The following is a 9,794-nucleotide window of genomic DNA, read 5'->3' as shown; positions in this document are numbered from 1 at the left end:
CCCGGTGCGGGTGCTGCTCACCCTGATCGCCTCGGTCGACACGCTCACCGGCACCGGCGCCGACGCTGATGAGCCGGCCGAGCTCGACGGCGAGACCGTCCCCGCCGCACTGGTCCGCGAACTGGCCCGCAGCCTCGGTCTGCTGCCCCGGCCGACCACCCCGGTCGACGCGACGGAGTCGGTCGACCCCTCCGACGCCGCCCCCTCTGACGCCGCCCCCTCTGACGCCGCCCCCTCTGACGCCGCCCCCTCTGACGCCGCCCCCTCTGACGCCGCCCCCTCCGACGCCGATGCCACCGACGCCGACCTCTCGGATGCCGACGTCACCGACGCCGAGGCCGACTCGACCGAGGCGGACCGGGTCGAGGCGCACCCGCGCGATGGCGAGGGCGATGCTGCGCAGCACGACGCCTCCGCGGAGGTCGGGTCGCTGGCGGCGCTGCTGGACCTGCGCCGGCTCACCGACACCGCGCTCGCCGAACGGCCACGGATCGCTCTCGTCGAGCAGCTGAGCGGCTGCCTGCTCGCCCTCACCGACAGCATCGAGCTCCGCGCCGCCGCCCGCGACGGCACCGGCCTCGGACCACCACCGGAGACCGACGGCTACCGACCCTCCGCCCCGCTCGACCGGTTCGTCCGGCTCCGCGACCGCCGCTGCCGCTTCCCCGGCTGCCGTGCCCGCGCGCGCCGCGGCGACCTGGACCACCGCGTCCCCCACCCGCTGGGCCCGACCGCGCACCACAACCTCGAAGGCCTGTGCGAGCACCACCACCGGCTGTCCCACCAGGCACCGGGCTGGAAGCTGGGCGGGTCCTCCGACGGCGGCCTGGTCTGGACCCTGCCCGGCGGCGTCACGATCACCACCGTCCCGCCCCGCTTCGGCACCGACGACGGCAGCCAACCCGCCACCACCGGTGACGGCGCTGGGTCGGACACCGATGGCTTCGCCCGACCCCGGCTCACCCCCACGCAGCGCCGCGAGCGACTCCGCCGCCGCGTCTGCGGCCGACCCGCCGAACCCGGGGAGCAGCCGGCGCCCTTCTGACCGGTGAGCCGCGGTGGGGCCGCGAGCACTCCCGGTCGTCGGAGCGGCGCGAGGGAGTGGGTGGGTCGGTCAGGGCGGCGCAGGTCGGTCGGGCTCGGGGCCGTCGGTCGCGGCTCGGGGCGGCGCGGTCAGGAGCGGGGTGGCGCCGGGACGTCGATGTGGCCCCCGGACAGCGAGGCCAGCCAGGGCAGGTCGCGGGCGCGCAGCACCGGTAGGCGCAGCTCGGTGCCGGCGGTCGTGACCAGGAACAGCGCCCCGCGGTCGCCGACGCGGATGCCGGCCAGCTCCGTCCAGCGCACGCGGCGCGCGCGGACCACCGAGCGGACGGTCAGGGCGTCCTCGCCGACGTCCACGCCGACGCGCAGCACCCAAGCGGCGGCGAGCACGGGGATCAGCAGGACGAACACGCCCCACCACGCCGCGGCGGCGAGCGGGACGGCGCAGACGAACAGCACGAGCACGGGCAGCAGCGCGGTACGGCTCATGCGCATGCGGGCAGGGGCGGCCACGTCTGCCGATGATCCCAGACCCGTCAGCCGGGGAGCCGGGTCAGTCGCTGCTCGCTCTCGCTGCCGGGGGCAGCGGTGTAGACGACCAGCTGCACGCCGGGTGCGTCGGCAGGGGTGAGCTGGTGGTGCTCCAGCAGGAGGCTGCCCACCGACGGGTGCTCGAAGCGCCGTTCGGCGGAGCTGAACCGGTCGACGTCGCGGCTGGCCCAGCCGGTGCGGAAGTGCTCGCTGGCGGCCTCCAGCCGGGCGACCAGGGCGAGCACCTCGGGATCGCCGAGCCGGTCGCCGGCCTCGGCGCGGAACTGGGTGAGGAAGCGCCGGCTGTCGCTCTCCCAGTCCCCGAGCAGCGCGCGGACCGCCGGGTCGGTGAACACCAGCCAGAGCAGGTTGCGGTCGCCGGGCGCCGCGGCGGCCACGCCCGGGTAGAAGCCCGCGTAGGCGCGGTTCCAGCCGACGATCGACCAGCTCGCGGTGATCGCGTACGCGGGGGAGGGGTCCAGCGCGTCGAGCAGGCGCTGCAGGTGTGCCGGCAGCCCGTCGGGGACCGCGGACGGCGGCGGGGTGCCGTGCCCGGTCAGGCGCAGCACGTACTCGTGCTCGGCGGCCGACAGCCGCAGCGTCCGCGCCAGCGCGTCGACCACCTGGCGCGAGGGCCGGATGTCGCGTCCCTGCTCCAGCCACGTGTACCAGGTGTGGCTGACGCCGGAGAGCATCGCGACCTCCTCGCGCCGCAGGCCCGGGGTGCGGCGCGGACCGACCAGCGGCAGGCCCGCGGTGCGCGGGTCGACCTGCTGCCGGCGCGAGCGCAGGAACTCCCCGAGCTCGCGCCGGGCGGGGCTCGTCACGCGGTCCTCCCGAGGGCGTTCGGTGGTGGTATCAGTACCAGTATCACTGCTGACTCGGCGCGGGCCGCGCGCACGCCTACCCTCAGGCCGTGACCACGGTCGAAGAACCCCGCGCAGCCACCGCAGACGTCAAGCCCCGCAGCCGCGAGGTGACCGACGGCATCACCAAGGCCCCGGCCCGGGCCATGCTGCGCGCGGTCGGCATGGGCGACGACGACTGGGAGAAGCCGCAGATCGGCGTGGCCTCGTCCTGGAACGAGATCACCCCCTGCAACCTCTCGCTGGACCGGCTGGCGAAGCGGGCGAAGGAGGGCGTGCACGCCGCCGGCGGCTTCCCGCTGGAGTTCGGCACGATCTCGGTCTCCGACGGCATCTCCATGGGCCACGAGGGCATGCGCGCCTCGCTGGTCAGCCGCGAGGTCATCGCGGACTCGGTCGAGACCGTCATGTTCGCCGAGCGGCTCGACGGCTCGGTGCTGCTCGCCGGCTGCGACAAGTCGCTCCCGGGCATGCTCATGGCCGCCGCCCGGCTGGACCTGGCCAGCGTCTTCCTCTACTCCGGCTCCACGCTGCCGGGGAAGCTGGGCGACCGCGACGACCTCACGATCATCGACGTCTTCGAGGCCGTCGGCGCCTGCGCCCGCGGGCTCATCAGCGAGGACGAGCTGGCCGCCGTCGAGAAGGCCGCCTGCCCCGGCATGGGCTCCTGCGGCGGCATGTACACCGCCAACACGATGGCCAGCGTGGCCGAGGCGCTCGGCATGGCCCTGCCGGGCAGCGCCGCCCCGCCGGCCCCGGACAGCCGCCGCGACGCCTTCGCCGTCGCGTCGGGCGAGGCCGTGGTCAACCTGCTGCGCAAGGGCATCACCGCCCGCCAGATCATGACCAAGCAGGCCTTCGAGAACGCGATCACCGTCGTCATGGCCCTGGGCGGCTCGACCAACGCCGTCCTGCACCTGCTGGCGATCGCCCACGAGGCGCAGGTCGACCTCACGCTCGACGACTTCAACCGGATCGGCGACCGGACGCCGCACCTGGCCGACGTGAAGCCCTTCGGCCGGTTCGTGATGACCGACATCGACCGCGTGGGCGGCGTGCCCGTCGTCCTGCGGGCGCTGCTGGACGCCGGCCTGCTGCACGGCGACGCCCTCACCGTGACCGGCAGGACGATGGCCGAGAACCTCGCCGACATCGCCCCGCCGGACCTCGACGGCACGATCGTCCACGCCATGGACAACCCGATCCACAAGACCGGTGGCCTGACCATCCTGCGCGGCTCGCTGTCGCCCGAGGGCGCGGTCGTGAAGTCCGCCGGTTTCGACGCCGAGGTCTTCGAGGGCACCGCCCGCGTCTTCGACGGCGAGCAGGGCGCGATGGACGCCGTCACCGACGGCACGCTCAAGCCGAACGACGTCGTCGTCATCCGCTACGAGGGCCCCCGCGGGGGCCCGGGCATGCGGGAGATGCTCGCCGTCACCGGCGCCATCAAGGGCGCGGGCCTGGGCAAGGACGTCCTGCTGCTCACCGACGGCCGGTTCTCCGGCGGCACCACCGGGCTGTGCGTCGGCCACGTCGCCCCCGAGGCCGCCGACGGCGGCCCGATCGCCTTCGTGCGCGACGGCGACCGGATCCGGCTCGACCTCACCACCCGCACGCTGGACCTGCTGGTGGACGACGACGAGCTGGCCCGCCGCAAGGAGGGCTGGGAGCCGCTGCCGGCGCGGTACACCACCGGCGTGCTCGGCAAGTACGCCAAGCTCGTCGGCTCCGCGGCGAACGGCGCCATCTGCGGCTGACGAAGGACCCCCTCGCCCCCCACCGCCCGCAGGCTCGCGGCGGGCCCCTGCGAGAGGGCCGGACAGACCCATAGGGGTGAGACGGCTCCTCCAGGGCTGGAGCACGCGTGCGCCGGTGCCGAGGTCTGCGATGTGGACAGGCAGAGGTGGGCCCTGCTCGCGGGCACCTGCGCGGTGCTCGCGGCCTGTGCCGTCGCCGCTGTCGTGCCCGGCCTCGGACGGCTCGGTGACGGCGCCGTGGCGGTGGCCGGCGTCGGTGCCGCCGCCTGGATCGCCCGCGCCGCGTGGCACCACCAGCGGGGCGCGCGGGGCTGGCGCCTCCTGGCGGCGGCGACACTGTGCCCGGTCGTCGGCTTCGGCGCGTACCTGGTGCTCCAGCCGGCCGACCGGCTCGACGCCGTCCTGCTGCGCTGGGCCCCCACCGTGCCCGGCTACGCCCTCGCCGTCGCCTCGCTGCTGACGCTGGTCCCCCGGGAGCGGCTGCGCTCGGGTGCCCGGGCCGTCGTCGAGACCACGCTGTTCGGTGCCGCCTGCGTCACCGGCATGCAGCTGCTCGTCTTCGGACCCCAGGCCACCTGGGCGGCCACCCCGGCGACGGGCCGGCTGGTGCTGGTCGCCGCCGTCCTGACGACCTCGGCGCTGCTCGTGGCGGCGCTCGTCCTGCTCGCCGCCGTGGAGAGCCACCGGCAGCCGATGGCGCTGGTCCTGCTCGGCGCGGCCGTGCTGCTCACCGCCGGCCGCGGCCTCGGCACCTCGGCCGCGCTGCACCACCTCGACGGCGCCCTGGGAGCGAGCCGCCTCCTGGTCGTCGCCGGGCTCGGGTCGCTCGCGCTGGCCGCCACCATGGACCCCGGCCCGGGCCGGGACGGCTCCCGTCCCGCTCCGCGCACCGGCCGATCGGTCCGGCTCGGGTCCGTGCTCCCGCACCTGGCGATGCTCGTCGCCGTCCTCGCGGTGTGCGTGACCTACCTGCTCGGCCTGGTGCCCTCCACCGTCACGGTGGCCGGGGCGGCCTGCTGCGTCGCCCTCGCCGCCGTGCACCGCTGGGTGACGGCGCTGGACGAGGCCCGGCGCAGCACCCGCATCCTGCGCAGCGAGGCGTGGTTCCGCTCGCTCGTCGCCTCCGGCGGCGACGCCGTGGTCATCCTCGACGGCGACCTGCGCGTCACCTGGGCCTCTCCCAGCGTCGAGCGGCTGCTGGGCGCCGGCACCGCCCTCACCGGCCGCGACCTGCTCACCGTGACCCACCCCGGTGACGCCCTGCGGGTGGCCCGCGCCCTGCACCCCACCGAGCCGGGGGAGCCGGCCCCGGAGCTGCTCGAGCTCCGGCTGGCGCACGTCGACGGCACCTGGCGGCAGGTCGAGGCGGGCGTCGCCGACCTGCGGTCCGACGCCGAGGTCCGCGGGATCGTCCTGCACTGCCGCGACATCACCGCGCGCCACGAGCGGGAGCAGGAGCTCGAGGACGTCGCCTTCACCGACCCCCTCACCGGCCTGCCCAACCGCACCGGCTGCGACCGGCTGATCGAGCAGCGCCTCGTCGTCGCCGGGAGCGAGGGCGTGCAGCCCGCGACCCTGCTGCTGATCGAGGTGGACGGGCTGACCGAGGTCCGCGAGGACGCCGGCCGCGACCTCGCCTCCCAGGTCCTGGCCGAGCTCGCCCGCCGGCTGCGGGTCACCGTCCGCGGCGACGAGCCGGTGGCGCGGCTGGGCGGCGACGCGTTCGCCGTCCTCGCCCTGGGCGCCCCCCGCGCCGGCGACCTGCTCGCCGACCGCTGCCTGTCGGCGGTCGAGCAGCCGATCACGACCGCCGCGGGCGTCTACGACCTCACCGCCGACATCGGCCTGGTCCCGCTGGAGGCCGGTCTGGCGCTCGGCGAGGTGTGGACCCGTGCCGAGATCGCCGTCCGCGCCGCGCGCCGCAGCGGTCGCGGCACCGCGCGCCGGTTCGAGCCGGCGCTGGGCTCGGCCGCCGAGCGGCGGGCGCGCCTGCGGGAGGACCTGCCGGGCGCCCGCTCCCGCGGCGAGATCGGCGTCGTCTTCCAGCCCGTGGTCTCCCTCGAGGAACAGCGGATCGTCGGGGTGGAGGCGCTGCTGCGCTGGCGGCACCCGGAGCTGGGCGAGGTCCCGCCGACCGAGTTCGTGCCGATCGCCGAGCGCGCCGGGGTCATCGGCGAGCTCCAGCGCTGGGCGCTGGAGGAGGCCGCGCGCGCCGCGGTGACCCTGCCGGTGGTCCACGCCCCCCTCCGGCTGGGCGTCAACATCTCCGCCTCGCACGTGGCCGCCCGCACCCTCGTCGGCGACGTCGCCGCGGTGCTGCAGGCCACCGGGCTCCCGCCCGAGCGGCTCATCCTCGAGATCACCGAGGCGACCCTGATGGCCGACACCGACGACATCGCCGTCGACGTCGAGGCGCTGCGACTCATGGGCGTGCACGTCGCCCTGGACGACTTCGGCATCGGCCAGTCGTCGCTCACCCACCTCAACGCCCTGCCCATCGACGTGCTCAAGCTGGACCGCGACTTCGTGGCACGGGTCGACCGGCACCCGCGCAGCCGCGCGCTGTGCGAGTCGGTCATCGCGATCGGCCGGTCCCTCGGCCTGGACGTCGTCGCCGAGGGCGTCGAGACCCCGGCCCAGCTGGGGGTGCTGCGCGGCCTCGGGTGCGGCTACGCCCAGGGGTTCCTGCTCTCCCGGCCGCTGCGGCTGTCCGAGCTCACCGAGCTGCTGGAGACCGGCGCCGGCGCCCTCTGGCCGGGCCTGGTCGGCTCGCGGTGACCCGGTCCCGCCCGCACCCGCGGTCCGTCGTCGCCTTCGGCGTCCTGCTCGTCCTGCTCGGCGCCGTCTGCGTCGGAGCCGAGCTCGCGGGCTCCGCGCTCGAGGGCTGGGTGGTGCCCGCCTGCCTGGCCGTCGGATCGCTCGCCGCGGTCGTGCTGGTCGCCTCGCTCACCGCCGACCTCCCCGGCCGCTCCGGGCGGCCGTGGCGTGCCCTGGCCCTGGCCGGCCTCCTGCTGGCGACCGGCCAGCTCATCGCCGGGGTCCGGGGCGTCATGGCCGACCGCACCACCGGCGGCCTCGAGGACCTGGCGATGCTGGCGGCGGCCCCGGTCGCGATCGCGGGGGCGGTGTGGCTGATGCCGACGCGCGCCGGCCGCCGGATCGGCTCCCGCGCACTCCTCGACGGGCTCATCGTCACCGCCTCCGTCGCGGTGCTCGGGCACATCGTCCTCGGCGACCTCCTGCCCACCGGAGGCGCCGCCACCGAGGAACTGCTCGCCACCGCCTACCCGCTGGTCGCCGTCGCCCTGTGCGGCGTCGGGCTCGTCCCCGTGACCGCCGTCGCCGAGGAGCGGCGGTCGGCGGCGACCTGGCTGCTCGTCACGTTCCTGGGCATGGCGGTCGTCGCCGTCAGCGGTGCGGTGGGACGCGACGCCGACTCCGCCCTCCCGCTCCTGCTCGCCGACCTGGCCTGGCTCGCCACCCTGGCCGCCGCCGCCCGCGGCGCCGCCACCGACCCGGGCGAGCCCGCGGTACCGCCGGCGCACCGGACGTTGCCACTGCGGGGCGGACTGGCGGCGCTGGCCGCGGCGGCCCTCCTGCTCGCCGTCCTGACCGGTGGCTCCGCCCTCGGGCTGTCCCTGACCACGGCCCAGGCCGCCGGCGGGCTCCTCGTCGTGGGCCTCATGTCCGTGCGCACGCTGCTGTGGGCCCTGGACGCCCACCGGCTCACCCGGCGGCTGCAGCGCGCCGAGCGACGCTTCCGCGCGCTCGTCCACAGCGGCGACGCCGTCACCGTGGTGCTGGACGAGGGCGACCGGGTCTCCTGGGCGTCCGGACCGGTGGCCGAGCAGCTCGGCTGGGACGACGTCGAGCTGACGGGGCGCCCGCTCGTGGCACTGCTGCACGTCCAGCACCGCGCGACGCTGGCCCAGGTCGTGGCGGCCGTCCGCGCCGGGGCGCCCGTCGAGCTGCCGGTCACGGTGCGCCTGGGCAGCCGGGCCGGCGCCTGGCACGACATCGAGATCCTCGGCGCCGCGCCCGACGGCGAGGGGTCGCTCGGTCTCGTGCTGCACCTGCGCGACGTCACCGAGCGCAGCGCCACCCAGCGCGAGCTCGAGCGGATGGCCTACACCGACTTCCTCACCGGCCTGCCCAATCGCGCCCGGCTCATGGCCGCCCTCGACACGGCGATCGCGCGTGCCGACGCCGGCCGGCGGTCGTGCCTGCTGCTGCTGGACCTCGACGGCTTCAAGGCCGTCAACGACGTGGCGGGGCACGACGCGGGGGACCGGCTGCTGCGCGAGGTCGCCGGCCACCTGTCCGGCGCGGCCCGGGACCGCGACCTGGTCGCCCGCCTGGGGGGCGACGAGTTCGCCATCGTCGTCGACTCGGGGCCGGACGAGGCGATCGCCCTGGCCGAGCGCCTCGTCGCGCTGCTGGACCGCACCCACCGGTTCCCGACCGCGCCGGCCGGACCGGACTCCGGAGAGGCCTCGGGACCGCCGCTGCACGTCTCCACCAGCATCGGCGTGGCCGAGATCGGCCGGCACGGGGACGCCTCGGCGACCATGCGCCAGGCCGACCTGGCCCTGCGCACCGCCAAGGCGCACGGCAAGAACGGCGTGCGCGCCTCCGGTCAGGCCATCGTCGAGGAGACCGGCCGGCGCAGCCGGCTGTCCCGCGACCTGCCCCTGGCCCTCGAGCGGGAGGAGCTGTGGGTCGCCTACCAGCCGGTCGCCGGCGTGGAGCAGGGTCGCGTGCTCGGCCTCGAGGCGCTCGTCCGCTGGGACCACCCCGAGTTGGGGCCGGTCTCGCCGGAGGAGTTCATCGCCGTCGCCGAGCAGGAGGGCCTCATCGTCCCGCTGCAGCGGTGGGTCATCCGCACCGCGACCGCGCAGCACGCCCGGCTGGTCGCCGACGGCCGCGACCTGCGCGTGGCGGTCAACGTCTCGGCCCTGCACGTGCAGGCGCGATGCCTGGTCGAGGACGTCGCCGAGGCGCTGGAGCGCTCGGGCCTGCCGGCCGACCGGCTGATGATCGAGCTGACCGAGTCGGTCTTCACCGACGACGCCGAGCTGCTGCGCACCACCCTCGGCCGCCTCTCCGACCTCGGCTGCGTCATCGCCCTGGACGACTTCGGCCGCGGCGCCTCGTCCCTCACCCAGCTCGCCGGCCTCCCGGTCGACATCCTCAAGATGGACCGCGGCTTCGTGACCGGCATCGACACCGACCCCCGCACGGCGGCGCTGGTCGCCACCGTCGTGGACCTCGGCCGCACCCTCGGGATGGACGTGGTCGCGGAGGGCGTGGAGACCACGGCGCAGGTGGCCGCCCTCCGCGCGCTCGGGTGCGGCTTCCTCCAGGGCTGGCTGGTCGGCCGGCCCGTGCCCGCGGACGTGCTGGTCGCCCTGGTCGACGGCTTCGACCCCGGCGTCCTGGGTTCGCCGGGCGGCGACGTGTCCCACGCCACGGCGGCTGACGTCCACCTCGTGGGACGCGTCGGTTGACGAAGGAGGCGCGGGGGCGCACAGTGGATCCGTGCCCTCCGCCTGCCTCCAGCTCGTAGTCGCCTAGCGCGTCGGTCGTCGACCGACGCGCT

At 76.1% G+C, this 9,794-nt stretch carries 5 protein-coding genes and 1 pseudogene; 4 read left to right on the top strand and 2 right to left on the bottom strand.

From position 1 onward, the window contains the following. Positions 1-1,045, top strand: a pseudogene (locus tag DQ240_RS23430) (hypothetical protein); the annotation flags it as partial. Between the two features lie 128 nt (positions 1,046-1,173). Here DQ240_RS23430 and DQ240_RS19410 read toward each other — a convergent pair. Together DQ240_RS19410 and DQ240_RS19405 are read right to left on the bottom strand one after the other, a co-directional pair. Beyond that, entirely contained in the window at positions 1,174-1,554 is a 381-nt protein-coding gene (locus tag DQ240_RS19410) for a PH domain-containing protein (RefSeq protein WP_233498831.1), read from the bottom strand. A 23-nt stretch (positions 1,555-1,577) separates the two neighbouring features. Then, positions 1,578-2,399 (bottom strand): helix-turn-helix transcriptional regulator, encoded by an 822-nt coding sequence (locus DQ240_RS19405; RefSeq protein WP_113841354.1) that lies wholly within the window; start codon positions 2,397-2,399, stop codon positions 1,578-1,580. 89 nt (positions 2,400-2,488) lie between these two features. On the opposite strand from DQ240_RS19405, the gene ilvD reads away from it, so the two are divergent. The 3 genes from ilvD to DQ240_RS19390 all read left to right on the top strand — a co-directional run bounded on the left by ilvD (position 2,489) and on the right by DQ240_RS19390 (position 9,702). Continuing rightward, a complete protein-coding gene (ilvD, locus tag DQ240_RS19400) occupies positions 2,489-4,195 on the top strand; it encodes a dihydroxy-acid dehydratase (RefSeq protein WP_113841353.1) in 1,707 nt (568 codons plus the stop codon). A 132-nt stretch (positions 4,196-4,327) separates the two neighbouring features. Continuing rightward, entirely contained in the window at positions 4,328-6,973 is a 2,646-nt protein-coding gene (locus DQ240_RS19395) for a bifunctional diguanylate cyclase/phosphodiesterase (protein ID WP_113841352.1), read from the top strand. Further along, positions 6,970-9,702, top strand: a complete 2,733-nt coding sequence (locus DQ240_RS19390; protein WP_113841351.1) for a bifunctional diguanylate cyclase/phosphodiesterase — start codon at positions 6,970-6,972, stop codon at positions 9,700-9,702. Before DQ240_RS19395 ends, DQ240_RS19390 begins: the two co-directional genes overlap by 4 nt. The last annotated feature ends 92 nt before the right edge of the window (positions 9,703-9,794 follow it).

The organism is Blastococcus sp. TF02A-26, from assembly GCF_003319125.1.
Classification (GTDB): Bacteria; Actinomycetota; Actinomycetes; order Mycobacteriales; family Geodermatophilaceae; genus Trujillonella.
Note: the sequence above shows the minus strand (reverse complement) of the source record. Positions and strands in the feature narration are given on the sequence as shown.